Raw genomic sequence first — 25,019 nt, forward strand, 5'->3', positions numbered from 1 at the left:
CTCCTCCACGGAGCGGGGCCCATCCGTATCAGCGCAGGGCCTGCGCAGGCCCTGCGGCGACGCGTCTCAGGCCGGGACGACGACGTCCTCGCGGACGCGGCGCGTCGCCTCGACGATGTTGCGCAGCGAGGCGACGGTCTCGTCGTACCCGCGGGTCTTCAGACCGCAGTCCGGGTTGACCCAGAGCTGACGCAGCGGCAGCTCGTCGACCGCACGGCGCAGCAGCGATTCGATCTCGTCGACGCTCGGCACCCGCGGCGAGTGGATGTCGTAGACGCCGGGGCCCACGCCGTGGTCGAAGCCGTACCTGGCGATGTCGGCGACGACCTCCATGCGGCTGCGAGCGGCCTCGATCGAGGTGACGTCGGCGTCCAGCGCGCGGATCGCGTCGATCACGACGCCGAACTCCGAGTAGCAGAGGTGCGTGTGCACCTGCGTGGCCGCCGCAGCGCCCCCGGTCGCCAGTCGGAACGAGTTCACGGACCAGTCCAGGTAGGCGGGCTGGTCGGCCTTCTTCAGCGGCAGCAGCTCCCGCAGGGCCGGCTCGTCGACCTGGATGATCGCGATGCCGGCGGCCTCGAGGTCGGTGATCTCGTCGCGCAGGGCGAGGGCGACCTGGTTGGCGGTCTCCCCGAGCGGCTGGTCGTCGCGCACGAACGACCAGGCCAGGATCGTGACAGGACCGGTGAGCATGCCCTTGACATGCTTGGTGCTCAGCGACTGGGCGTACGACGCCCAGGAGACGGTGATCGGCGCCGGACGCGACACGTCGCCCCACAGGATCGACGGGCGCGTGGCGCGCGAGCCGTAGGACTGCACCCAGCCGTTCTCGGTCACCGCGAAGCCGTCCAGGTTCTCGGCGAAGTACTGCACCATGTCGTTGCGCTCGGCCTCGCCGTGCACGAGCACGTCCAGCCCCAGGTCCTCCTGCAGTGCGACCACGCGGTCGATCTCCGCCTTCAGGAACGCCTCGTAGTCGTCCTGGGGCACCTCGCCACGGCCGAACTGCGCGCGGGCGCGACGGATGTCGGCGGTCTGCGGGAACGAGCCGATGGTGGTCAGCGGCAGCGCGGGCAGGTCCAGCGCCAGTTGGGCGGCCTCACGGTCCGCGTAGGAGTCGCGGGAGAAGTCGGCCTCCGAGAGAGCGCGGGCACGCACGGCGCCGTCACGCACGCCGGGGGCGCCGTGCCGGTCGGCGAGGGCCGCGGATGCCGCGTCCAGCTCCTCCGCGATCGCGTCACGGCCCTCGGCGAGACCGCGGGCGAGGGAGACGACCTGCCCGACCTTCTGGTCGGCGAAGGCGAGCCACGACACCAGGCGCGCGTCGAGCTTCGACTCGTCCTGCACGTCGTGCGGCACGTGCAGCAGCGAGGTGGAGGTGGATGCCGAGACGGATGCCGCGCCGAGCTCGCGCAGCGCCTCGAGCTTGGCGAAGGCGCCGGCGAGGTCGCCGCGCCAGATGTTGTGGCCGTCGATCACGCCGCCCACCAGCGTCTTGCCCCCGAGGTCGGGCAGGGATGCGGGGACCGCACCGCGCACGAGGTCGATGGCGATCGCCTCGACGGGCGCCGCGGCGAGCACCGCGAGGGTCTCGTCGAGCGATGCGTAGGGAGCCGCCACGAGGATGGACGGACGCTCGGTCGAGCCGCCGAGAGCCGCGAGTGCGCGCTGCGCGGCCTCCGCCAGCTGGGCGGTCGTTGCCGGCAGCGACTCGCTGACCAGCGCCGGCTCATCCAGCTGCACCCACTCTGCGCCGGCGGCCTTCAGCTTCGCGAGCAGCTCGGCGTACACGGCGACCACGTCGTCCAGTCGCGAGAGCGGGTCGAAGCCCTCGGGCGCGGCATCCGATGCCTTGGCCAGCGCGAGCAGCGTGACCGGGCCGACGATGACAGGACGGGTGCGGAAGCCGGCCTCCGCAGCCTCTACGACCTCGCGGACCAGCCGGTCGCTGGAGAACGAGAAAACGGTCTCCGGCCCGATCTCCGGCACCAGGTAGTGGTAGTTCGAGTCGAACCACTTGGTCATCTCGGCGGGAGCGCGGTCGCCCTCGCCACGGGCGACGGTGAAGTAGGCGGGCAGGCCGATGCTGCCGTCCTCGTCGCGCAGGTCCTCGAAGCGGGCCGGGATGGCGCCGACGGTGACCGCGGCGTCGAGCACCTGGTCGTAGAAGGACGAGGACTCGGGGATCGAGGAGTCATCGCGGCCGAGCCCGAGCTCGGCGAGACGCTCGCGGTTCGCGGCGCGCAGCTCTGCGGCGGCGGTCTCGAGCTGCCTCTCGTCGATGCGCCCGACCCAGAACGCCTCGACGGCCTTCTTCAGCTCGCGGCGGCGTCCGATTCGGGGGTAGCCGAGGATCGTCCCGGCGGGGAAAGCGGTCATGGTGTTTCCTTTACTTCGTGGCGGAGGAGATACATCGGTCGGCCAGGATGCCGGCCTGAGCGAGGACGTCGAGCACGGTCTCGTGCTGGTTGAAGGCGTAGAGATGCACGCCGGGGGCGCCGCCCTCGACGACCTCCCGAGCGAGATCGGATGCCCAGTCGATGCCGATCTGGCGGCGGCCCTCGGCCGTGGGCTCGACCTCGAGTGCGATCGACAGCTCACCGGGGAGCTCCTCGCCGGTGAGTTCGAGCACGCGGGCCAGCCGCGCCGGCGAGGTGATGGGCATGATGCCAGGCAGGATCGGGATCGTCACGCCAGCACGCCGCGCGCGCTCGACGAACGCGAGGTAGTGGTCGGGGTGGAAGAACAGCTGCGTGATGGCGAGTGTGGCGCCCGCCGCCTGCTTCGCGAGCAGCGCGTCGACGTGCTGGCTGCTGTAGGCGGAACGCGGATGCCCGTTGGGGAACGCCGCCACGGCGATGTTCACCCTCCGGCGCGGAGCGACGCGCACGGCGCCCGGGTTTCCGGGCACGGGCGACTCCTCGTAGGGCGCCCGCTCGGCCTGCACCCGGTCGATCAGCTGCACCAGCTGCGCGGAGCTCTCCAGGTCGCCGAGGAAGGACTCGCCCTCGTCCAGGCCCGCGGGCGGGTCGCCGCGCAGCGCGAGGAAGCTGAGGATGCCGGCATCCAGGAACTCGCGGATCAGCCGGGCCGCCCCGGCATAGGTGTTGCCGACGCAGGTGAGGTGCGCGAGCGGCTCGACATCGGTGCGGGTGCGGATGTAGCGCAGCACGTCCAGGGACCGGCCGCCGGTCGATCCGCCGGCGCCGTAGGTGACCGACAGGAAGTCGGGCCCGGCCTCGGCGAGCCGGTCGATCGTGTCGTGCAGCGCCTGCGCGCTGGCCGTGGAGCGCGGCGGGTACAGCTCGAAGGAGAACGGCACGCGACTCATGGCTGTCTCCTCACGGTTCCGGACGGGGCTGTTCCAGCACGGTAGAACGGCGACGCGGCCCGGTGCACACTGTGTGACGCCATGTGTCAGCGGCGGACACCTGACGTCATCTGGATAGGCTCGAGCCATGACTCTGCCCTACGGTTCCTGGCCCTCACCGTTCTCCGCCGCCGACGTCTCGGCGTCCGCACCGCGGATCGACGGAGCGCGCTTCGTGGGTGGGGAGATCTGGTGGGGCGAGTCGGTGCCGTCGCAGGGCGGACGGGTCACCGTCCGCAGCTCGTCGGGCGCCGAGATCCTTCCCGAGCCGTGGAACGCGCGCTCCCGCGTGCACGAGTACGGGGGCGGGGCGTGGACCGCGGATGCCGACGGCACCCTGTACTTCGTGAACGCGGCCGACCAGTGCGTGTACCGGATGCCGCGCGGCGGCGTCCCCGAACCGCTCACGGCGCCCGGTCCGCAGTACGGCGGACTGTCGCTGCAGCAGGGACGGCTGTTCGCGGTGCGCGAGGATCTGCGCGGCGAGCAGCACTGGCGCGGCATCGCGGAGATCCCGACGGACGGGTCAGCCGCCGGAGACGACTCCCCCGGGTGGGTGTCCTGGTACGGCCCGGGGTTCTACGCCCACCCGTCCCTGTCGCCGGACGGGACGCGCCTGGCTTACGTGCAGTGGACCGAGAAGCGGATGCCGTGGGAGGCTGCCATCGTCTCGGTCGTGCACCTCGGATCCCAATCCGACACGACTGTCCCCGCCCGTGCCGCGCTGCAGCCCGAGTGGATCTCCGACGACGAACTGCTGTACGCCGACGATGCCACCGGGCGCTGGAATCTGTGGCTGGCGCGCATCGCCGCGGACACGCCGCCGCCCGCCCAGACGCCGCCTGCCACGACGGAGCCGTACGTCCTGGCGGATGCCGACACCGGCGGCGGACTGTGGGTGCTCGGCAACCGCTGGTACGGCGTCCTGGAGGGCGGTCGGATCGTCGCGGTGCGCACGGACGGCGCCGACGAGATCGTGCTGATCGACCCGGCCTCCGGTGAGGTCCGCCCGCTCGACGTCCCCGTGACCGGTGAGGCGAGCATCGACGACGTCTCGGGCTCCCGGGTGCTGATCTCGGGCGCGGGTGCCGGTGTGGACCGCGGGCTCTGGGAGGTGGACGTCGACTCGGGCGTGGCGACGGCGATCGGCGGCGGCGAGCCGGTCGATGCCGCGTGGTTCCCCGCGGCGCGGCCGGTGACGTTCGAGGGGCCGCACGGCTCCGTGCACGCCTTCGACTACCGCCCGACGAACCCGGACGCGACTGCCCCCGAGGGCGAGCTACCCCCGTACATCGTCATGGTGCACGGCGGGCCCACCGCGCACGTCTCAGGTGCGGCATCCGCGGCCTACGCCTACTGGACCAGCCGCGGCATCGGCGTGCTCGATGTGAACTACGGCGGATCCACCGGCTATGGCCGTGCCTACCGCGAGCGCCTGGACGGGCAGTGGGGCGTGGTCGACGTCGACGATGTGATCGCCGCCGCGCGCGGGCTCGCCGATGCCGGGCTCGCCGACCCCGCCCGCATCGCGATCAAGGGCGGCTCCGCCGGCGGATGGACGGTGCTCTGCGCGCTGGTGCGCGGAGGCGCGTTCGGCGCGGGCATCAGCCGCTACGGCGTCGCGGACCTGCGGATGCTGGCATCCGACACCCACGATTTCGAGAAGTTCTACCTGAACGGTCTGGTCGGCCCGCTCCCCGAGGCCGAGGACGTGTGCATCGAGCGTTCGCCGCTCAGCCATGCGGAGCGCATCGACGTCCCCGTGCTGCTGCTGCAGGGAGCGGATGACAAGGTCGTGCCGCCCTCGCAGTCCGAGGCGATCCGCGATGCGCTGGCGGCGCGCGGCATCCCGCACGAGTACCTCCTGTTCGAGGGCGAGGGCCACGGCTTCCGCCGGGCGGAGACCATCGTCACGGCGCTGGAGGCGGAGCTGCGGTTCCTCGGGGAGACGTTCGGGTTCTCCCCGGCCTGAACTCCGCCGCCTCGAGCCGGGAGCCGGTCGGAGGGGCTAGCGTGATGGGCATGACGACGATGTCCACCCCGCAGCCCTGGCGAACCAACACGGTCGACGGCGTCCTGCGACGCACCGCCTCACGCACCCCCGGCGCGATCGCCCTCCGCTTCGAAGGACGGGAGTGGACCTATCGCGACCTCGACGACGCGGTCACGCGGGCGGCGGCGGACCTGCGAGACCGCGGTCTCGCCGCCGGCGAGCGCGTGGTCACCTACGGCACCAACTCGGATGCCTATGTCATCGCGTTCCTCGCCATCGCCCGTGCGGGCCTGGTGCACGTCCCGGTCAACTACGCGCTGCACGGGGCCGAGCTCGCCTATCTCATCGCCCAGTCCGGCGCAAGAGCGGCGCTGGTGGACCCCCAGCTGCGCGCTCACTTCGACGCCGTCCACGCCGATACCGAGGTCGAGATCGTCGCCGCACTGCGCGACGAGGACGACTCCCTCCTGACGCGAGCGAGCGCCGGCGATGCCGTGGAGCTCCCCGCAGACGTGGACGGCGAGAGCCTGGTGCAGCTGCTCTACACGTCAGGCACCACGTCGCAGCCGAAGGGAGCGATGCTGACGCACTCCGCTCTCGTGGCCGAGTACTCCGCCGTGATCGTCGCCCTGGACTTCACGCCGGACGACGCGCCGCTCATCTGCATGCCGCTGTACCACTCGGCCGCCATGCATGTGTTCATGCTCCCCTATCTCGCCATCGGCGCGACCGTCCGGCTGCTCCCGGCGCCGGACATCCCCCGGATCCTCCGCACCGTCTCCGAGGAGCGGATCGGGTCGCTTTTCCTGGCTCCGACCGTGTGGGTTCCGCTCGCCAACCATCCCGACCTGGACGCCGCCGATCTCTCCTCGCTCACCAAGGCGCAGTACGGCGCCTCGATCATGCCGGTCACGGTCCTGAATCGCCTGCGTGAGCGCTACCCGGCGCTCGGCTTCTACAACTGCTTCGGGCAGTCCGAGATCGGCCCGCTGGCCACCGTGCTGCGCCCCGAGGAGCACGAGGAGCGGCCCGCGTCGGCGGGGCGGGCCATCCTGTTCGTCGAGACCCGTGTCGTCGACGAGAACGGCGGGGACGTGCCGGACGGCGTTCCCGGCGAGGTGCTGTACCGCTCACCGCAGCTGGCGCTGGGCTACTGGAACAAGCCGGAGGAGACGGCGGAGGCGTTCCGCGACGGCTGGTTCCACTCCGGCGACCTCGTGGTCCGCGACGAGGCCGGGTACCTGACGGTGGTCGACCGCATCAAGGATGCGATCAACACCGGCGGGATCATGGTGGCCTCCCGCGAGGTGGAGGATGCGATCTACACGCACCCGGCCGTGGCCGAGGTCGCGGTGATCGGGGTCCCCGACGAGCGGTGGATCGAGGCGATCGTCGCGTGCGTGGTGCTCAAGCCGGATGCCGCGGTCGCGGAGGATGAGCTCATCGCGCACATGAAGGATCGGCTCTCCTCGTTCAAGGTGCCGAAGGCGGTGCGGTTCATCGACGCGCTGCCGCGCAATCAGAGCGGGAAGATCCTCAAGCGCGAACTGCGCGACGCGTAGCCCGGGGGTCGGTGACCTCGGAGGTCACTCCCCCATCCGGTTGCGGGTGCGCATGGCGCGCTCGGCCTCGCGGGTGTCCTGGCGCTCGCGTAGGGTCTGGCGCTTGTCGTACTCGCGCTTGCCCTTCGCGAGAGCGATCTCGACCTTGGCTCGGCCGTCCGAGAAGTACAGCCGGAGCGGGATCAGCGTGTAGCCGCCGGCCGAGACGGCGTGCTCGAGCTTGTGGATCTCGTCGCGGTGCAGCAGCAGTTTGCGGATGCGCTTGGCCGAGTGGTTGGTCCAGTGCCCCTGGGAGTACTCCGGGATGTGCACGGCGTCGAGGAAGGCCTCGCCGCCCTTGATGTACGCGTAGCCGTCGCTGAGGTTCGCGCGCCCCTGACGCAGCGACTTGACCTCGGTGCCGGTGAGCACGAGGCCCGCTTCGTACGACTTCTCGAGGTTGTAGTCGTGACGTGCGCGACGGTTGGTCGCGACGACCTTCTCACCGCGTTCCCTGGGCATGTTCTTCTCCTGACGATGGGGCAGCCCACCAGCATATACCGGGTCAGGTGCGCAGCCAGCGACGGATCGCGAAGCCGGCCGACAGGGCCGACAGCAGGATGCCGATCCCGATCAGCACCGGCACCACGAACGCGGCCTGCTCCATGCCGACCAGCGGTCGCATGAAGGGCACGCGGTCGGCAAGATAGCCCTCCACGCCGAAGTGGACGCCTGCCAGCACTGTGGCGCTGGCGAAGACCGAGCCGAGGAAGGCGGCGAACACGCCCTCCAGCACGAACGGCGTCTGGATCGATCCGTTCGACGCGCCGACCAGGCGCATGATCCCGATCTCCTTGCGCCTCGCGTAGGCCGAGAGCCGGATGGTGGTGGCGATCAGGAGCACGGCGGCGATGAGCATGAGCGCGGCCACGCCCACGGCGATGTACGTCGCGACCGTGAGCGCGGAGAACAGCGGGTCGAGCAGTTTGCGCTGGTCCTTCACCGCATCCACCCCGGCCTCACCCGAGAAGGCCTCGGTGATCACCTCGGACTGCTGGGGATCCTTCATGGTGATGCGGAAGTCCACCGAGGTGTTCTGCACGCCGATGACGCTGGCCTGCTCCTCGCCGAGCTGCGCGACGATGTCCTTGTACGCGTCCTCCTTGGTCTGGAAGCGCACCGAGCTGATCAGCGGAGCGAGGGCGTCGCCCTCCAGTGCCTGCTTGACCTTGTCGATCTGCTCCTGGTTGGCCTCACCGCCGACGCACGTCGACGAGGTCGACAGAGGCGAGCACATGTAGACCGTCACCTCGGCCTTCTCGCCCCAGTAGGCGCGCATCGTGCTGATCTGCGTCTGCATGAGGATGGCGGCGCCGACGAAGGTGAGAGACACGAAGGTGACGAGCACCACCGAGATGACCATGGAGAGGTTGCGACGCAGCCCGAGCAGGGCCTCGCCGACGATGAGTCCGAAGTTCATGAGGTCGGGCCCACTTCCTCGTCGTCGCCGTCCGAGAGGCCGAGACGATCGGCGACCCCCAACTCGTCGACCTTCACGTCCGGGATGACGATCGGATTCGTGCGCGGGGTCGCCGCGGCATAGGGATTCTCCTCCGGCGGGGCGGGCGGCACGACGTCCTCCCGCTCAGCATCCGGCGTCTCGGGTGCGGACGGAGCAGCGGCATCCGGTGCGATGACGGGAGTCGCGACGGTCTGCCGCTGCACCTCCTGCACGGCGGTGAGCGCGGCCGCCGCGGCAGCGCCGGGGATCGACTCCGGCCGCAGGCGAGGGATGCTCGAGGTGTCGCCGTAGCCGCCGCCGAGCTCGTCGCGCACCATGACGCCCTCTTTGAGCTCGATCACACGACGCTGCATCTGGTCGACGAACGCGGCCTCGTGGGTGGCCATCAGCACGGTCGTGCCGCCGGCGTTGATGCGCGCCAGCAGCTGCATGATGTCGACGGAGGTTGCGGGGTCCAGGTTTCCGGTCGGCTCGTCGGCCAGCAGCACCTTGGGACGGTTCACGATCGCGCGGGCGATCGCCACGCGCTGCTGCTCACCGCCGGAGAGCTCGTGCGGCATCCTCTTGGCCTTGCCGTCCAGCCCGACCAGAGCGAGCGCCTCGGGCACCGCCTGCTGGATGAAGCCGCGCGACGTGCCGATCACCTGCAGGGAGAACGCGACGTTCTGGTAGACCGTCTTCGACGGCAGCAGCCGGAAGTCCTGGAAGACCGAGCCGATGTGGCGACGGAAGTACGGGACCTTGCGATTGGCGAGCGAGCGCAGATCGCGCCCGAGCACGGCGACGCGGCCCGTGGTGGGCACGTCCTCGCGGAGGATGAGTCGCAGGCAGCTCGACTTGCCGGAGCCGGAGGCGCCGACGAGGAACACGAACTCGCCGGCCTCGACATTGAAGTCGACATCGGAGAGGGCGGGGCGTTTGGTGCCGCGATAGCGCTTGGTGACGTTCTCGAACCGGATCATGGCCTTTCGAGCCTAAGCGCGGCCCGCCGTGGTCGGTTCAGCGACACTCGTCTGCGCTCAGTCCTCTTCCTTGCGCTTGCGCCAGCGGATGCCCGCCGAGATGAAGTCGTCGAGGTCTCCGTCGAACACGCTGGCCGGGTTGCCGGACTCGTGGCCGGTGCGCAGGTCCTTGACCAGCTGCTGGCCGTAGAGGAAGTAGGAGCGCATCTGGTCGCCCCAGCTGGCGGTGATGTTGCCCGCGAGCTCCTTCTTCTTCGCCGCCTCCTCCTCCTTCTGCAGCAGCAGCAGGCGGGTCTGCAGCACGCGCATGGCCGCGGCGCGGTTCTGGATCTGCGACTTCTCGTTCTGCATCGAGACGACGATGCCGGTGGGGAGGTGCGTGATGCGCACGGCGGAGTCGGTGGTGTTGACCGACTGGCCGCCCGGGCCCGAGGAGCGGAAGACGTCGACGCGGATGTCGCCCTCGGGGATGTCGACCTCGGTGGCCTCCTCCATCAGCGGGATGACCTCGACCGCGGCGAACGAGGTCTGGCGCTTGTCGGCGGAGCCGAACGGGCTGATGCGGGCCAGGCGGTGCGTGCCGGCCTCGACCGAGAGGGTGCCGAAGGCGTAGGGGGCGGTGACCTCGAAGGTCGTCGACTTGATGCCGGCGCCCTCGGCGTAGGAGGTGTCCATCACCTTGACGGGGTAGCCGTGCTGCTCGGCCCAGCGCAGGTACATGCGCATGAGCATCTCGGCGAAGTCGGTGGCGTCGTCGCCGCCGGCACCGGAGCGGATGGTGATGATCGCGTTGCGGTCGTCGTACTCACCGTCCAGCAGGGTCTGCACCTCGAGCTGGTTGATCGTCTCGGTCAGCGAGGCGAGCTCCTTGCGGGCCTCCTCGGCGGAGTCCTCGTCCTGCATCTCGTTGGCGAGCTCGACCAGCACGTCGAGATCGTCGAGGCGGCGCTCGACGTCGGTGACGCGCTTGAGGTCGGCCTGCTTGTGGCTGAGGGCGCTGGTGACCTTCTGCGCCTTCTCGGGGTCGTCCCAGAGGTCGGGCGCGCCGGCCTCTTCACTGAGCCGCGCGATGTCGGCGTTGAGGGATTCGACGTCGACGACCTCACGGATGTCGCCGAAGGTGTGTCGCAGGGCCTGGATGTCGGCGGAGAGATCGAGTTCGAACATGGCACCCCAGCCTATCGCGCCGCGCGCAGGATTCCGCGCCGCTCGGGCTAGCGTGAAGGGGTGAGTGACAGCGCAGGCAGCATCATCCGGCGGTTCGGACCCATGGTCTACATCCCCACGGTGCTGTTCGCGCTCGGCGAGGGGGCCGTCATCCCCCTGATTCCGGTGTTCGCCACCGAGCTGGGAGCCGATGTCCCGCTGGCGGCGCTCGTCGCCGCGATGCTCGTGGTCGGGCAGCTGTGCGGCAATCTTCCGGCCGGCTGGCTGGTGACGAAGATCGGCGAGCGGCTCACCATGGTCTACGCGGGTCTGGCCGCGATCCTCGCCGGCGTCGGGATGCTCTGGGCGCCGTCGCTCGGCTGGTTGACGGCCGCGGTGTTCCTGCTGGGCTTCTGCGCCGCGTCGTTCGGCCTGGCGCGGCATGCGTTCATGACGACGCGCGTGCCGATCCGGTTCCGCGCCCGGATGCTGTCGCTGCTGGGCGGATGCTTCCGGTTCGGGGTGTTCGTGGGGCCGTTCGTGGCGGCGGGGCTGATCCAGCTGACGCGCACCGAGCACTCCACGGTGTGGTTCCTGCTGGGCTGCGTGGCCGTGCTCGTGGTGCTGGTGCTGTTCGGTCCCGATCCGGAGCGCACGATGCCGGCCCTACTGAAGCCCACGGGCGCCGCGATCGCGGAGGACACCGGCGAGGTGGTGACCGGATCCATCCCCGTGCGCGACCAGCGCGGCGTGTTCCGCACGATGTGGTTCTACCGTGGCGTGCTGTCGCGGCTGGGCATCTCGGCGGCCTGCCTGTCGGCGGTGCGCTCAGCGCGGCAGGTGGTCCTGCCGCTGTGGGGCGTCTCGCTCGGCCTGGATGCCACGACCATCGCCCTGGTCGTCGGTGTGTCCGGCGCGATCGACTTCGCCCTGTTCTACGCGAGCGGCCAGGTGATGGACCGGTTCGGGCGGATCTGGGCGGCGATGCCCGCGCTGCTGCTGATGGGGCTCGGGTTCACGGCGCTGTCGTTCACGCACGACCTGGACTCGGCGCTGCTCTGGTACGGCCTGCTGGCCGCCGTGCTGGGCGTCGGGAACGGGCTCTCCAGCGGCATCCTGCTCACCTTCGGTGCGGATCTCGCTCCCGAGCGCGATCCCGCGACGTTCCTGGGTTCGTGGCGGACGCTGACGGATGCGGGCGGCGCCCTGGCACCGGTGCTGGTCTCGGCGATCACCGCCGCGGCGACGCTGTCGCTGGCGACCGGGCTGATGGGCGTGGTGGCGCTGGTCGGCGCGGCCGGATTCCTGCGCTGGACGCCGAGATACCTGCCGCGCCCGGAGCGCGACTAGACGTCTCAGCGCAGCGCGGTGCGGGTCGTGGCGGTGGCCTCGATCGGCACGCCGTCGGGCACGAACGGGGAGATCAGCGGCGGGTGCCACACGGTGGCGACCGTGACCCTCGCGGAGACGCCGTCGGGCGTGCCGGCCGACACGAGCCGCGTCTCCGGCGAGACCGCGGTGACCACGGCATCCGCCTGCTCGCGCACCTTCTCGTCCGTGAGCTCGGCGCGCACGCTCCCCTCGCTCGCCTCGAGCGTGAAGCCGTCGGCGCCCGCGAGCGAGGCGGCGTCAGCGAGCGAGTCGAGCCGTTTCTGCGCGATGTAGAGGTCGGTGGCGCAGACGCACACGAAGATGACGGCGACGGCGAGCAGCATGTAACCGAGGATCAGCGGCAGGATGCTGCCGTCCTCGTCGTCCGCGAGCGCGCGGAGCCGGGCGATCATCCGCTCCCCCACAGCCGGGAGACCTTCTGCGCGGACTCCGCCTGCACGGGAATCGCGGCGATCCGGTCCAGTCCGAACAGCGGCGGCATGAACGGGAGGCTCACCCGCGTGGTGACGGTGACGATCACGGTGCTGCCGGCTGCGGGGCACGTGGTCGTCGCGGGCCGGCACGTGATGCCGACCTCGACGGCATCCTCGTCCATGCCGTACTCGCGGATCACGCTCTGCAGCACGGCCTCTCCGCGAGCGCCGGCGGTGTCGGCGTCGGGTGCCTGCCCGATGACCCGGGCGGTGTGGCGGGCCGCGGCCTCCGCACCCAGCGTCTGCTCCTGGATCGCGCCGAGCATGAGGACCAGGTAGACCAGCGGCACCAGCAGCAGCACGCCCACCGTGATGAACTCCAGCGCCGCAGAGCCCGTCTCATCCGACAGGATCCCCGGCGCGGCGGAGCCGCGCCGTTCGCCGGCGCTGCTCTGCTCAGTCGTCGCCGAACGACTCCACGGGTGCACGCCCTTCCACCTCCATCCCGTAGGGCACGCCGATCAGGCAGAGCACCGGCAGGGATGCGCGCACGCGGATCACGACGCTCTCATGGCCCAGGCTGCTGTCCTGGCCGACCGACACGTCCCCGGCGTAGTCGGCGCCGACGGCACGGGTGATGACGGTGCGCGTGCGCTCGGCCCCCTCGCCCAGGGTGATGTCCGCGAGTGCGGCGTAGTGCGCACCCTCCACGGCCGCGTCGTGCACGACGTTGCGGACGTAGACGGCGAACGCGACCTGCAGCACCGAGAAGACAAGCGCGGTCAGCAGCGCGCCGACGAGCACGAATTCGACGGGGCTGGAGCCGCGCTCATCGGCGAGCGCTGCAGTGGGGCGCATGGGTCAGATGCCGGAGACGCGGGCGATCGCCTGCTGGAAGAGGTCGACCAGCGCCGGTCCCGCGACCGCCCAGATCACCACGACCAGGGCGGCGGTCATGAGGGTCACCAGCACCCAGCCGGGCACATCCCCGGTCTCGTCCGCGGCGAGCGTCCTGCCTGCGGTGAACCATCTCCTGAGTGTCGTCATGTCTGCTCCTCGTTCGTGTCCGTCTCGTGTGGGTCGTTGCTTGTGTGTGGTGACGTGGCTCAGCCGAGGCCGAGCCGGAGGATGAAGAGGCCGGGGTAGATCGCGAAGAGAACGCTGAGCGGCAGGATCAGGAAGACCAGCGGCAGGAGCATCAGGATCTCCTTGTGCCCGGCCTGCTCGATGAGCACGCGCTTGGCCTCGTCTCTCGCGTCCGCAGCCTGGGAGTGCAGCACGGCGGCCAACGGCGCCCCGTGCTCGAGCGCCGCGATGATCTGGTCCACGGCGCGCGTGAGTCCGGGCAGCTGCAGCCGGGTGGCGGTCTCGCCGAGCGCGTCGGCCAGTGGTGAACCGGTGTGCACAGCCAGAACGGCGTGCCGCAGCTCCTCGGTGAGCTCGCCGGTGCCGATCCCGGACACACGCCGCAGCGCATCCAGCAGCGACTCCCCCGCGGAGAGGCACAGCGCGAGGAACTCCAGGGTGGTGGGCAGTTCGTCCGCCAGCCGTGCCCGACGCGATTTCGCTCGTGCGGTGAGCTGCATGTCGTACGCGACCGCGACGCCGGCCGCGGAGAGCAGCGGCAGCAGCACGGCGGGTGGCGTCATCCGGCCGGCGACGGCGATCAGCACCACCAGCAGGGCGCCGGCGACGAGCCCGGCCACTCCCCACGCCAGCTGACGTCCGCGGAAGACCGCAGGGCTGAGTGAGGAACCGGCCTGCGCGAGGCGGAGCGCCAGCGCGTCCCCGCCGCCCAGCATCCGCTCGAATGCCGACTTCACACGCTCCCACACCGTGCGGCCGTGCACTGGCAGCATCCCGACGCGCGGCAGGATGCCCGACGGCATCGCCTCGTCGGGAACCACGTCGCGCAGGTACGGCGCGATGCGGCGGTCGAGAGGCAGGGCGCCCCAGCGTGGCAGCGCCGACAGCACGCCGAGCACACCCAGCGCGAAGGCGCCGCCCAGCAGCACGGCGAGCGCGAGGTCGGTCACGGCACTCACCCGAACCACCTCTCAGGCTCCGCGAGGCGGCCGATGCGCAGCATGATCCGGTAGGCGACGAGCGACACCGCGGCGCCCACGACGATGACGATCACGCCCTCCGCGCTGGCGTATGCCTCCCGCCCCTCGGGGCGGGACACCAGCAGCCCGAGGATCACCCAGGGCGCGACCGCGCCGAGCACCGCGGCTCCGCGGATCCAGGACTGCCGCGCCTCCACCTCACCTCGCAGCGCGGCATCCGCCCGCACCGACGAGGAGAGGGCCCGCAGCACCCCGGTCAGCTCGGTGCCACCCACCTGCCTGGCCATCCGCAGCGTCTCGATGATGCGGTCGGCGATGGGATCGGCGAGCGTCGCCTTCAGCCGATCCAGGCTGGTCTCGAAGCGCCCGGTCGCGCGCAGATCGCGGGCGAAGACCGCGAACGCGGGACGAACGGCCGAGGGCGCGGAGTCGGCGAGGCTCGCCACGGCGTCGGGCAGCGAGAGTCCGACGCGGATCGCAGCCACCAGCAGATCGCAGACGTCCGGCCACAGCTGGCGGCGCGCCTTGCGCAGACGAAGACGGCGGCCGCGCAGATAAAGGACAGGAGCGGAAGCGGCCGCGAGCCCGGCCAGGAGCGCGAGCACCGGCAGAGCAGTGAACAGCCATGCCAGGGGCGCCGCCACCAGCCCGACCCCGACCATCGTCACGACGAGCGTGCGCGTCGAGGTGCGTGCGAGTCCCGCCTCCTCCAGCAGCCGTCGCAGTCGACCGCGCTGCACCGCGCGCGGCGCCCGCTCGCGCGGCGGCCACAGCCACGGCGATGCGCAGAGCAGCAGCCCCGCGCCGAGCAACGCCCCGATCAGCAGCGTCATACCGCTCGCTCCGCACGATGGACCGGGGTGGTCAGGATGCGGCCTCCCACGACCTCGCCGGTGGGCGCGACGACCTCGACGACGCGCCGCGAGCCGTCGGGCTCCCGCCGGCAGTGCACGACGTAGGAGATCGAGGTCGCCAGTGCCGGTGCGATGAACGCCCTGTCGATGTTGCGTCCCGCGAGCAGAGGCAGGAGCGCGAGCTTCTCGAGTGCCTCGTCCGCGGAGTTGGCGTGGATGGTCCCCGCCGACGGGACGCCCGTGTTCAGCGCCAGAACCAGGTCGAGTGCCTCCGCGTCGCGCACCTCGCCCACCACGATCCGGTCGGGGCGCATGCGCAGCGCCTCCTTGACGAGCCGCCGCAGCGTGATCTCGCCGGTGCCCTCCAGGCTCGCCTGCCGGCCCTGCAGCGCCACCACGTCCGGCCCCTCGACCGCCAGCTCGAAGGTCTCCTCCACCGTGATGATCCGCTGGCTGTCGGCGACGGATGCGAGCAGTGCGCCGAGCAGAGTGGTCTTCCCCGCGTGCGTGGCGCCCGAGACGATGATGCTGCGGCCCTCGCGCAGCGCTCCCTGGAGCAGTTCGGCGACGTGCGCGGGCACCGACCCCTGCGCGACCAACGATTGCAGGGTGCGGTGCTGCGGCAGGAACTTCCTGATGTTCACCGCCCAGGAGCCGCGCACCACGTCTGCGATCGCCACGTGCAGGCGCGAGCCGTCCGGCAGGGAGGCGTCGACGAAGGGCTGGCTGATGTCCACGCGACGGCCGGTGGACTGCAGCATCCGCTCCACGAGATCGCGGACGATGGCGTCCGTCAGCCGCAGATCCAGCCGCTCGGTCGCGCCGTCCCGCGCGACGAAGATGCGGTCGGGACCGTTCAGCCAGATCTCCTCGATCTCAGGATCGTCCAGCAGGGGCTGCAGGACGCCGAACCCCGAGACGGACGCCAGCACGTCCCGGATCAGCGCCGCCTCGTCGTCGATGATCGCCTCGCCGCGCTGCAAGGCCAGGTCGTTGTGGCGCCGCACCTCGGTCTGCGCGATGTGCCTGGCCTCATCCGGATGCGACGAGGGATCGGTGTGCTCGAGGCGCAGGCGCCGCCGGACTCGCTCGGCGACGACCAGGGACGGATGACTCACGCGGGCATCATGACAGAATCCGGGAAACCCGCGTCAAAGTTATCCACAGCCCCACGGCTCGGCAGATGTACGGGAACCCGTAACCCTCCATCAGTAGACTTGCTGACGCGCGGGAGTGGTGGAATCGGTAGACACGCAGGATTTAGGTTCCTGTGCCCCTGGGCGTGTGGGTTCAAGTCCCATCTCCCGCACGCACCGACCTGTTCCATCCCCCAGTTCCATCCGCCGCTGCACGACCGACGGGAACCTCTCTTGCTTCACTCGCTCATCCAGGCGCCGACAGCGCTGATCCCCTGGCTCGACCCGGCGACCATCATCGGCACCGCCGGACCGTGGGCGCTTCTCGTGGTGTGCTTCATCGTGTTCGCCGAGACCGGCCTTCTGATCGGATTCCTGCTGCCGGGCGACACCCTGCTCGTGATCTCGGGTCTGCTCTCGCACACCTCGGCGGCCCTGCCGCATGGCGTGTTCGGGATCAACGTGTGGGTGGTGGCGCTGCTGATCGGCCTGTCAGCGTTCATCGGCGGTGAAGTGGGCTACTTCATCGGGCACAAGGGCGGCCCGGCGATCTTCGAGCGCAAGGAATCCGGCCTCTTCAGCCGCAAGAACGTCGAGCGCACGAATGCGTTCTTCGAGCGCTTCGGCGGAATCACGGTCATCCTGGCGCGCTTCGTCCCGATCGTTCGCACGTTCGCTCCGGTGGCCGCCGGCGTCGGGCACATGCCCTGGAAGCGCTACTCGCTGTACAACTTCATCGGCGCCGTGCTGTGGGGCTTCGGCCTGACGATGTTCGGCTACGTGATCGGCTTCATCCCGCCCATCGCGACGTTCGTCGAGAACTACATCGACCTGATCCTGCTCGCGGCAGTCGGCGGCACCGCCATCGTGACGCTGTGGCACTACCTCAGCGAGCGTCGCAAGGTGAAGAAGGAGGCGCGGGAGGCCGAGGCATCCGCTCCCGCGACCACCGCCCTGCAGCTGGACCCCGAGGTCTTCGACCGCGCACCCGACCTGGACGGCGACGGCAAGCACTGATCCCGGAGCCGGCCGGCATCACCCGCGACGACGTCAGCTCGCCTTCTTGCGCCCGCCGGACTTCGCGGTCTTCTTCTCGGCGTCCTTCTTCTCGGCATCCTTCTTCCCACCGGCGCGTTCCGCCTTGGAGCGCTCGACGCTGGCGCGCAGCGCCTCCATCAGGTCGATGACCTCGCCGCCGTCGCCCTCGCCCTCCTCGGCGAAGGTCTCGGCTGCGTCGAACGTCTCGCCGGCCTTGATCTTCGCGTCGATGAGCGTACGCAGCTCCTTCTGATACTCGTCCACGAACGACTCCGGCTCGAAGTCGCTGGAGTAGCTGTCGACCAGGGATGCCGAGAGCTCGAGCTCCTTGTCGCTGATCTTCACGTCCTCGTCCAGCGACGGGAACGCCGCCTCGCGCACCTCGTCCGCCCAGAGCAGCGTCTGCAGCACGAGCACGTCTCCCCGCACCCGCAGGGCGGCCAGACGGGTCTTCTGCCGCAGTGTGAATCGCACGATCGCCGTGCGGTCGGTCTGCTCGAGGGTCCGGCGCAGCAGCACATAGGCCTTGGGTGACTTGGAGTCCGGTTCGAGGTAGTAGGCGCGATCGAGGGTCAGCAGGTCGATCTGCTCGGTGGGAACGAACTCCACCACGTCGATCTCGCGGCTCTTCTCCGCCGGCAGTGCGTCGAGGTCCTTCTTGGTGAGCACCACCGTCTGACCGTCGTCGTCGACGTAGGCCCGGTCGATGTCCGAGTAGGGCACGGTCTCGCCGTCGATCTCGCACACGCGCTGGTAGCGGATGCGACCGCCGTCCTCCGCGTGCACCTGGTGCAGCGAGATGTCATGGTCCTCGGTCGCCGAATAGACCTTCACCGGCACGTTCACCAGGCCGAAGGTCACCGCGCCCTTCCAGATGCTCCTCATCACACAAGTATCACCAGTCACAGTGGTTCCGGCCAGGGGCTTGCGCCGCCCGGCTAATCTGTCCCCATGGCAGCGAGCGGGCAGGTCGTGCAGATCGACGGCCGGCGCCTGCGCGTCACCAACCTCGACAAGGTCGTCTATCCGGAGACCGGCACCACCAAGGGCGAGATCCTCGCCTACGTCTCACGGGTCGCGCCGGTCATGCTGCCGCACGTGCGCGGGCGGCCGGTCACGCGGAAGCGCTGGGTCGACGGCGTCGGCACGGCTGATGCCCCGGCCGAGAGCTTCTTCACGAAGCAGCTCGAGCAGGGGGCGCCCGACTGGGTCAGGCGGATGCCGATCGAGCACTCCGACGGACCCAAGGAGTACCCGCTCGCCGACGATGCCGCGACGCTGGTGTGGTTCGCTCAGATCGCCGCGCTCGAGCTGCACGTGCCGCAGTGGCGGTTCACGCATTCCGGCGGCCGCGGCCGGCCCGACCGGCTCGTGCTGGACCTCGATCCCGGCCCCGGAGTGGGGCTCGCGGAGTGCGCGGAGGTGGCGCGGATCGCCCGCGGCTTCCTCTCCGGTATGGGACTGGAGCCGATGCCGGTGACCAGCGGCAGCAAGGGCATCCACCTTTACGCCCGCCTGCCGACCGCCGATGACGGCACCGGCCTGCAGAGCAGCGACGAGGTGTCCGCCGTCGCGAAGGAGCTCGCCCGGCTCATCGAGGCGGATCATCCCGACCTCGCCACGCGAACCATGGCGAAGTCCGCGCGCGGGGGGAAGGTCTTCATCGACTGGAGCCAGAACAGCGCCTCCAAGACGACCATCGCGCCGTACTCGCTGCGCGGGCGCGCGCGCCCGTGGGTCGCTGCCCCGCGCACCTGGGCGGAACTGGACGATCCCGCGCTGCGCCAGCTGGAGTTCGACGAGGTCCTGGAGCGGGTGGATGCCGGGATCGACCCGCTCGCGGCCCTCGCGCCGCCCAGCACGGCGCTCACCTCCTACCTCGCCAAGCGGGATGCCGCGAAGACGCCCGAGCCTATGCCGACAACGGCCATCGCCGGTGCCCCTGGCGCACCGCGTTTCGTGATCCAGGAGCATCACGCGAGCCGCCTGCACTACGACCTGCGCATCGAGCGCGACGGCGTGCTGATCAGCTGGGCGGTGCCCAAGGGTGTCCCGGAGACGCCGGATCGCAACCACCTGGCGGTGATGACGGAGCCGCATCCGCTGGAGTACCTGACCTTCGAGGGCGAGATCCCGCGCGGGGAGTACGGCGCCGGTTCCATGACCGTGTGGGACACCGGGACCGTGGCGCTGGAGAAGTGGCGCGACGACGAGGTGATCGGCACGTTCACCGGGCAGGCGGGCGGGCGTCTGGGATCGGCGCGGCTCGCTCTCATCCGCACCGAGGGCGAGGGCGAGAAGTCGCAGTGGCTGCTGCACCGGATGATCCCCACGCCCCACTCCAACCGCCGCTCCGCGTCGGCCGGAGCCTCCGGGGCGCGTGGGCCCGCGCTCTCTGTTCATCCGCGCGAGAGTGACCCTGCACCAGACCCTGACCAACACAGTCCCGGCGCACCCGCGTCGCCCCCCACGGCATACTCCCCCATGCTGTCGGAGACGGGCTCGCCCGGCCTCGCCCGCGGCTACGACTGGGCGGAGATCAAATGGGACGGCGTCCGCGCGATCGGGACCTGGGCCGATGGCAGGCTCACGCTCCGAGCCCGCAGCGGCACCGACATCACCGCGCGCTATCCGGAGCTCACCGCCGACGGCGCGCCGCACCTGCCGGCATCCGATGCGGTGATCGACGGCGAGATCGTCGCGTTCGACGCCCAGGGCAGGCCGAGCTTCACCCGCCTGCAGAACAGGATGCACCTGACGCGCGGCCGCGAGATCGAGCGGGAGGTGGTGCGCACGCCGGTGGTGTACCTGCTGTTCGACCTGATGCGGCTGGACGGCCACGACCTCACCCGCATGCCGCTGCGACAGCGACGCGAACTGCTGGAGCAGCTGGCATCCGATCTCGACGCGCCGGTGCAGGTGCCGCCCGTGTTCGACGACCTCGATGCGGCGATGGAGATGAGCGGGCGATACGGGCTGGAGGGCGTCGTCGCCAAGGATCCGGGATCCCCCTACCGTCCCGGGGCGCGGTCGTCGTCCTGGTTGAAGCTCAAGCACACCCGCACGCAGGAGGTGGTGGTCGTCGGCATCCGCCCCGGTCAGGGCAACCGGCGCGAGGGCATCGGCTCGCTGCTGCTCGCCGTGCCCGACGACGACGGCGCTCTGCGGTACGTCGGCCGGGTCGGCACCGGCTTCACCGATCGGATGCTGAGCGATCTGCGCGCGCGCCTGGAGCCGCTGCGCACGGGGAGCCCGGGCCTGGACGGCGTGCCCGCGCCGGACGCGTCGGACGCCGAGTGGGTGCGGCCCGAACTCGTCGGCGAGGTCGAGTTCGCGAACTGGTCGCCCAGCGGCATCCTGCGGCACTCGCGCTGGCGCGGCCTGCGCCCGGACAAGTCCCCCGAAGAGGTGCGCCGGGAGTCCTGATCAGGCGTGCGTGGCCTCGCAGTCGTCGTGCCCGGCGGGCTCGAGCTGGAACGTGGAGTGCTCCACATCGAAATGGTCGGCCAGGCACGACTGCAGCCGGGTGAGCAGCTCTGCGGAACGGCCCTGCGCGTAGACGGACTGGGCCACGCTCACGTGCGCGGTGAACACCGGGGCGCCCCGGGTCAGCTGCCAGACGTGCACGTCGTGCACGTCGACGACTCCCTCGTATCCCTTCAGATGCGTGCGGATGTCGTCGACCGACATGCCCTTGGGTGCGGATTCGGCGAGCACCGAGAAGACCTCGCGCAGCAGCGAGATCGCGCGGGGCACGATCATCGCGGCGATCACGAGGGAGGCGATGGCGTCGGCGGGCATCCATCCGGTGGTGACGATCACGATGGCCGCGATGATGACCATCACCGAGCCGATCAGGTCGCCCATGACCTCCAGATACGCCCCGCGGACGTTGATGCTCTTCTCCTGCGCGCGGCTCAGCAGCCACATCGAGGCGCCGTTGGCCAGCATGCCGACGACGGCGACGGTGAGCATGACGGGACCCGCCACCTCCACCTCGCCGGGGTTGAGCAGGCGGTTCACTCCGCCGATCGCGACGCTCACGGTCAGCACGATGAGGATGATGGCGTTGATGAGCGCGGCGAACACCTCGGCGCGCTGGTAGCCGAAGGTGCGCCGGTCATCCGCGGGTCGCGCGGCGACCGCCGTCGCGATGAGTGCGATCACGAGCGCCGAGGAGTCCGTGAACATGTGCGCGGCGTCGGCCAGGAGCGCGAGTGACCCCGACAGGATCGCCCCGACGACCTGCACCACCATGATGGTGGCGGTCAGGCCGAGCGAGACGGCGAGCAGACGCCGGTGACCGGCGTCGCGGATGCCGCCCGGGGCGGGTGCGTGATCGTGCATGCCTCCAGGCTAGGCCGGGAAGACGCCGGTCAGCGCCGATTCCGCCTAGTCGGGAATGGGGATGATTCTCAATAGCCCCTAGAGCTCGGCGAGCAGCGGGATCAGCGCCTGGAACGCGCGGGCACGGTGCGACTGAGACTGCTTCTCCGCATCCGTGAACTCGCCGACGGTGCGCTCGGATGCCGCATCCTGGCCGTCCGGGATGAAGATCGGGTCGTAGCCGAAGCCGCCGGGACCGGCGGGACGGTGCGCCAGGCGGCCGGGCCAGATGCCCTGCACCGTGCGCTCGGTGCCATCGGCGGTCACCAGCGCGATCGTCGAGTGGAACTGCGCTGCGCGATGCGGGTCGGCGATGTCGTGCAGCTGGTCCAGCAGCAGCTCGAGGTTGGCCGTGGCATCCTTCTTCTGCCCTGCCCAATACGCCGAGAACACGCCCGGCGAACCGCCGAGAACATCGACGCAGATGCCGGAGTCGTCGGCGAGCGCCGGCAGTCCGGTGTGCGCGGCGGCCGCGCGCGCCTTGATCAGGGCGTTCTCCGCGAACGTCACGCCGTCCTCGACCGGCTCGGGGCCGTCGTAGCCGACGACCTCGAGATCGGGGCGGGTGGCGGCGACGATCTGCTGGAACTCGGCGACCTTGTGGGGGTTGTGCGTGGCGAGGACGACCTTCATCGCTCCGCCGCCAGGGATGCCAGCTGGTGCTCCCTGAGCGACGCGCAGCCGTTCACGCCGAGCTCCAGCAGGGCGTCCAGCTCGCGCTTGTCGAAGGGCGCGCCCTCGGCGGTGCCCTGCACCTCGACGAACAGTCCGCGACCGGTGACGACCACGTTCATGTCGGTCTCCGCGCGCACGTCCTCGACGTATGCCAGATCGAGCATGGGCTCGCCGTCGATGATCCCGACCGAGACCGCAGCGACCGAGTCCAGCAGCGGCGTGGCGTTCTTGCCGATGAACTTCTTCTCGCGACCCCACTCGATCGCGTCGGCCAGGGCGACGTAGGCGCCGGTGATCGCAGCGGTGCGGGTTCCGCCGTCGGCCTGGAGGACGTCGCAGTCGATCACGATCGTGTTCTCGCCGAGCGCCTTGGTGTCGACGACGGCACGCAGCGCGCGGCCGATCAGTCGGGAGATCTCGTGCGTGCGACCGCCGATGCGGCCCTTCACGCTCTCGCGGTCGTTGCGGGAGTTGGTGGCTCGCGGCAGCATCGCGTACTCGGCGGTGACCCAGCCCTTGCCCTTGCCCGTCAGCCAGCGCGGCACGCCGTTCGTGAACGATGCCGTGCACAGCACCTTGGTGCCGCCGAAGCTGACGAGCGCCGAACCCTCGGCGTGCGCGGACCAGCCGCGCTCGATCGTCACCTCTCGGAGCTGGTCGGTGCTGCGGCCGTCGGCGCGGACGATGTCTGACATGGTGTCCTCTCGGAAGGGGTTCGGGAGTTCAGGGCCGCAGCGCGTCGGCGCCGTCGACACCGGACATGTCCGGCAGGGTGATGACGCCGGTCTGCACGAGCTGCACGTCGCGCACCTCGCGGCCCATGAGCCGGTTGGCGAGCGCCGTGAAGTCCTCGGTCGAGGCGCCTGTCGCCTCGTACGTGTAGGTGGGGACGGCGTCCGCGGGGGCGAGCTGGTCGTGTCGCACCAGCTGCCGGTAGACATCGGCCGCGGTCTCGTCGTCGCTGGAGACCAGCGAGACCCCGTCCCCCATCACGTAGCTGATCGCTCCGCGCAGGAACGGGTAGTGCGTGCAGCCCAGCACGAGCGTGTCGACCTCGGCATCCCGCAGCGGCGCGAGGTAGTCCTCCGCGACCGCGAGCACCTCCGGGGTGCCGGTGATGCCGGCCTCCACGAACTCGACGAAGCGCGGGCAGGCGGCCGTGAACACCTGGAGCCGCTCGTTGACCTCGAGCATGTCCTGGTAGGCGCGGGAGCCGATCGTCCCGACTGTGCCGATCACGCCGATACGGCCGTTGCGGGTGGTCGAGACCGCGCGTCGCACGGCCGGGCCGATCACCTCGACGACGGGCACGTCGTACCGCTCCCGCGCGTCGCGGAGCATGGCCGCGGATGCCGTGTTGCAGGCGATCACGAGCATCTTCACGCCCTGGTCCACGAGCGTGTCGAGCACCTCGAGGCTGTAGCGCCGGACATCCGCGATCGGCTTCGGCCCGTACGGCGAGTGCGCCGTGTCACCGATGTAGACGAGCGATTCCTGCGGCAGCTGGGCGCGGATGGCCCTGGCGACCGTCAGCCCGCCGACTCCGGAGTCGAAGATGCCGATGGGCGCGTCGTTCATGATCCCCAAGCCTACTCGGCGGATGCTGCGGCGAGCGCGGCGCGCAGGTTCCCGCCGGCGGCGTCCAGCGCACGGCGCATGCTCTCGGCATCCGCCCCGGTCTCGACGATCCCGATCGCCAGCTTGACGGAACCGCCCGCGGAGGCCAGTGCCGCAGCGGCGGCCTCCGGGGTGACGCCGGTGGCGTGCATGACCGTGCGCTCGGCGCGGGCACGCAGCTTCTCGTTGGTGGACTGGACGTCGACCATGAGGTTGCCGTAGACCTTGCCGGACTGCACCATCGCGAGCGTCGACAGCGTGTTGATGACGAGCTTCTGCGCGGTGCCCGCCTTCAGGCGTGTGGAACCCGCGACGACCTCGGGACCCACGACGACCTCGATGGGGGCGTCGGCGTGCTTCGAGATCTCGGAGTCGCGGTTGCAGGCCAGGCTCACCGTGAAGGCGCCCCGCTCGCGTGCGGCGCGCAGCGCGCCGACCACGTAGGGGGTGCGGCCGGATGCCGAGATCCCGACGATCGCGTCGTCGGGGCCGAGCTCCCGACCCGCCTGCTCCCCCGCGTCGATGTCGTCCTCGGCGTTCTCCACGGCGTTGCGCAGCGCGTGCTCTCCGCCCGCGATCAGGCCCGTCACCAGCGAGGGGTCGGTTCCGAACGTGGGCGGGATCTCGCTGGCATCCAGCACGCCCATGCGCCCCGCGGTGCCGGCGCCGACGTACACCAGGCGGCCGCCGCGGTGCAGGCGCTCGACGATGCCGTCCACGGCGCGCGCGATGCTCTCCCGCTCGGACGCGACCGCCTGCGCGGCGACGACGCCCTGCTCCGCCATGAGGGCGACCTGATCCGAGGTGCCGAGCAGGTCGAGCTGGGCGAACGCGGGATCGACGCGCTCCGTCGAGAGCGTCTCGAGGGTGGATCGCAGCTGATCGCGGTCGGACATGTCGTCCTTCTT

At 70.6% G+C, this 25,019-nt stretch carries 24 protein-coding genes and 1 tRNA gene; 6 read left to right on the forward strand and 19 right to left on the reverse strand.

The features are described from left to right. Nucleotides 1-66: 66 nt before the first annotated feature. Both metE and MIAR_RS11655 read right to left on the reverse strand, forming a co-directional pair. Complete coding sequence (gene metE, locus MIAR_RS11650) at nucleotides 67-2,379, reverse strand: 5-methyltetrahydropteroyltriglutamate--homocysteine S-methyltransferase (protein WP_285635925.1); 2,313 nt, start codon at nucleotides 2,377-2,379, stop codon at nucleotides 67-69. 10 nt (nucleotides 2,380-2,389) lie between these two features. Continuing rightward, nucleotides 2,390-3,331, reverse strand: a complete 942-nt coding sequence (locus tag MIAR_RS11655; RefSeq protein WP_285635928.1) for a methylenetetrahydrofolate reductase — start codon at nucleotides 3,329-3,331, stop codon at nucleotides 2,390-2,392. A 127-nt stretch (nucleotides 3,332-3,458) separates the two neighbouring features. On the opposite strand from MIAR_RS11655, the gene MIAR_RS11660 reads away from it, so the two are divergent. Together MIAR_RS11660 and MIAR_RS11665 are read left to right on the forward strand one after the other, a co-directional pair. Next, nucleotides 3,459-5,342: a S9 family peptidase gene (locus MIAR_RS11660; RefSeq protein ID WP_285635930.1), complete on the forward strand. Its 1,884-nt coding sequence runs from the start codon at nucleotides 3,459-3,461 to the stop codon at nucleotides 5,340-5,342. Nucleotides 5,343-5,392: 50 nt separating this feature from the next. Continuing rightward, nucleotides 5,393-6,925 (forward strand): fatty acyl-CoA synthetase, encoded by a 1,533-nt coding sequence (locus MIAR_RS11665; protein WP_425561596.1) that lies wholly within the window; start codon nucleotides 5,393-5,395, stop codon nucleotides 6,923-6,925. Nucleotides 6,926-6,949: 24 nt separating this feature from the next. On the opposite strand, the gene smpB is transcribed toward MIAR_RS11665, so the two are convergent. From smpB to prfB, 4 genes are read right to left on the reverse strand one after another with little or no spacing between them, the layout of a single operon-like run. Beyond that, nucleotides 6,950-7,426, reverse strand: coding sequence for an SsrA-binding protein SmpB (gene smpB / locus MIAR_RS11670; protein ID WP_285635932.1), 477 nt, complete (start codon nucleotides 7,424-7,426; stop codon nucleotides 6,950-6,952). Nucleotides 7,427-7,469: 43 nt separating this feature from the next. Then, entirely contained in the window at nucleotides 7,470-8,384 is a 915-nt protein-coding gene (gene ftsX, locus MIAR_RS11675; RefSeq protein WP_285635935.1) for a permease-like cell division protein FtsX, read from the reverse strand. Continuing rightward, nucleotides 8,381-9,388 carry a cell division ATP-binding protein FtsE gene (ftsE, locus tag MIAR_RS11680; protein WP_285635938.1) on the reverse strand — a complete coding sequence of 336 codons (1,008 nt, stop codon included), beginning with the start codon at nucleotides 9,386-9,388 and terminating at the stop codon, nucleotides 8,381-8,383. Before ftsE ends, ftsX begins: the two co-directional genes overlap by 4 nt. Before the next feature lie 57 nt (nucleotides 9,389-9,445). Next, nucleotides 9,446-10,555 (reverse strand): peptide chain release factor 2, encoded by a 1,110-nt coding sequence (gene prfB, locus MIAR_RS11685; protein WP_285635943.1) that lies wholly within the window; start codon nucleotides 10,553-10,555, stop codon nucleotides 9,446-9,448. A gap of 102 nt (nucleotides 10,556-10,657) precedes the next feature. On the opposite strand from prfB, the gene MIAR_RS11690 reads away from it, so the two are divergent. After that, complete coding sequence (locus MIAR_RS11690; protein ID WP_285638494.1) at nucleotides 10,658-11,884, forward strand: MFS transporter; 1,227 nt, start codon at nucleotides 10,658-10,660, stop codon at nucleotides 11,882-11,884. Between the two features lie 5 nt (nucleotides 11,885-11,889). Here MIAR_RS11690 and MIAR_RS11695 read toward each other — a convergent pair whose 3' ends face one another. The 7 genes from MIAR_RS11695 to MIAR_RS11725 are packed head-to-tail and all read right to left on the reverse strand — an operon-like array spanning nucleotide 11,890 to nucleotide 16,377. After that, nucleotides 11,890-12,318 carry a pilus assembly protein TadG-related protein gene (locus tag MIAR_RS11695; protein ID WP_285635945.1) on the reverse strand — a complete coding sequence of 143 codons (429 nt, stop codon included), beginning with the start codon at nucleotides 12,316-12,318 and terminating at the stop codon, nucleotides 11,890-11,892. Then, on the reverse strand, nucleotides 12,315-12,827 hold the full coding sequence (locus MIAR_RS11700) for a TadE family protein (RefSeq protein ID WP_285635948.1): 513 nt from the start codon (nucleotides 12,825-12,827) through the stop codon (nucleotides 12,315-12,317). Before MIAR_RS11700 ends, MIAR_RS11695 begins: the two co-directional genes overlap by 4 nt. After that, complete coding sequence (locus MIAR_RS11705; protein ID WP_285635955.1) at nucleotides 12,796-13,197, reverse strand: TadE/TadG family type IV pilus assembly protein; 402 nt, start codon at nucleotides 13,195-13,197, stop codon at nucleotides 12,796-12,798. Before MIAR_RS11705 ends, MIAR_RS11700 begins: the two co-directional genes overlap by 32 nt. Nucleotides 13,198-13,200: 3 nt before the next feature. Then, nucleotides 13,201-13,386: a hypothetical protein gene (locus MIAR_RS11710; protein WP_285635958.1), complete on the reverse strand. Its 186-nt coding sequence runs from the start codon at nucleotides 13,384-13,386 to the stop codon at nucleotides 13,201-13,203. 59 nt (nucleotides 13,387-13,445) lie between these two features. Then, nucleotides 13,446-14,384 (reverse strand): type II secretion system F family protein, encoded by a 939-nt coding sequence (locus MIAR_RS11715; RefSeq protein WP_285635961.1) that lies wholly within the window; start codon nucleotides 14,382-14,384, stop codon nucleotides 13,446-13,448. Further along, nucleotides 14,381-15,238, reverse strand: a complete 858-nt coding sequence (locus MIAR_RS11720; RefSeq protein ID WP_285635964.1) for a type II secretion system F family protein — start codon at nucleotides 15,236-15,238, stop codon at nucleotides 14,381-14,383. The genes MIAR_RS11715 and MIAR_RS11720 overlap by 4 nt, the downstream gene beginning before the upstream one ends. After that, a complete protein-coding gene (locus MIAR_RS11725; protein WP_285635967.1) occupies nucleotides 15,235-16,377 on the reverse strand; it encodes a TadA family conjugal transfer-associated ATPase in 1,143 nt (380 codons plus the stop codon). Before MIAR_RS11725 ends, MIAR_RS11720 begins: the two co-directional genes overlap by 4 nt. Before the next feature lie 109 nt (nucleotides 16,378-16,486). Here MIAR_RS11725 and MIAR_RS11730 point away from each other — a divergent pair. Next, a tRNA-Leu gene (locus MIAR_RS11730) sits at nucleotides 16,487-16,568 on the forward strand. A 61-nt stretch (nucleotides 16,569-16,629) separates the two neighbouring features. After that, the gene (locus MIAR_RS11735) at nucleotides 16,630-17,412 is read left to right on the forward strand and encodes a DedA family protein (protein ID WP_285635970.1); all 783 of its coding nucleotides are present in this window, start codon (nucleotides 16,630-16,632) and stop codon (nucleotides 17,410-17,412) included. A 33-nt stretch (nucleotides 17,413-17,445) separates the two neighbouring features. On the opposite strand, the gene ku is transcribed toward MIAR_RS11735, so the two are convergent. Further along, nucleotides 17,446-18,318, reverse strand: coding sequence for a non-homologous end joining protein Ku (gene ku, locus MIAR_RS11740; RefSeq protein WP_285635973.1), 873 nt, complete (start codon nucleotides 18,316-18,318; stop codon nucleotides 17,446-17,448). Between the two features lie 66 nt (nucleotides 18,319-18,384). Between ku and MIAR_RS11745 the strand changes: the two genes are divergently transcribed. Continuing rightward, nucleotides 18,385-20,859: an ATP-dependent DNA ligase gene (locus MIAR_RS11745; RefSeq protein WP_285635976.1), complete on the forward strand. Its 2,475-nt coding sequence runs from the start codon at nucleotides 18,385-18,387 to the stop codon at nucleotides 20,857-20,859. On the opposite strand, the gene MIAR_RS11750 is transcribed toward MIAR_RS11745, so the two are convergent. The 5 genes from MIAR_RS11750 to murQ all read right to left on the reverse strand — a co-directional run bounded on the left by MIAR_RS11750 (nucleotide 20,860) and on the right by murQ (nucleotide 25,007). Further along, entirely contained in the window at nucleotides 20,860-21,780 is a 921-nt protein-coding gene (locus tag MIAR_RS11750; protein ID WP_285635979.1) for a cation diffusion facilitator family transporter, read from the reverse strand. Nucleotides 21,781-21,858: 78 nt separating this feature from the next. Beyond that, a complete protein-coding gene (rdgB, locus tag MIAR_RS11755; RefSeq protein ID WP_285635982.1) occupies nucleotides 21,859-22,452 on the reverse strand; it encodes an RdgB/HAM1 family non-canonical purine NTP pyrophosphatase in 594 nt (197 codons plus the stop codon). Beyond that, nucleotides 22,449-23,189, reverse strand: coding sequence for a ribonuclease PH (gene rph, locus MIAR_RS11760; protein ID WP_285635985.1), 741 nt, complete (start codon nucleotides 23,187-23,189; stop codon nucleotides 22,449-22,451). Before rph ends, rdgB begins: the two co-directional genes overlap by 4 nt. A gap of 28 nt (nucleotides 23,190-23,217) precedes the next feature. Then, nucleotides 23,218-24,072 (reverse strand): glutamate racemase, encoded by an 855-nt coding sequence (gene murI / locus MIAR_RS11765; RefSeq protein WP_285635987.1) that lies wholly within the window; start codon nucleotides 24,070-24,072, stop codon nucleotides 23,218-23,220. Nucleotides 24,073-24,083: 11 nt separating this feature from the next. Continuing rightward, nucleotides 24,084-25,007, reverse strand: coding sequence for an N-acetylmuramic acid 6-phosphate etherase (murQ, locus tag MIAR_RS11770; protein ID WP_285635990.1), 924 nt, complete (start codon nucleotides 25,005-25,007; stop codon nucleotides 24,084-24,086). Nucleotides 25,008-25,019 lie beyond the last annotated feature (12 nt).

Origin of the sequence: Microbacterium arabinogalactanolyticum, from assembly GCF_030268005.1 — a bacterium.
Taxonomy (GTDB): domain Bacteria; phylum Actinomycetota; class Actinomycetes; order Actinomycetales; family Microbacteriaceae; genus Microbacterium; species Microbacterium arabinogalactanolyticum.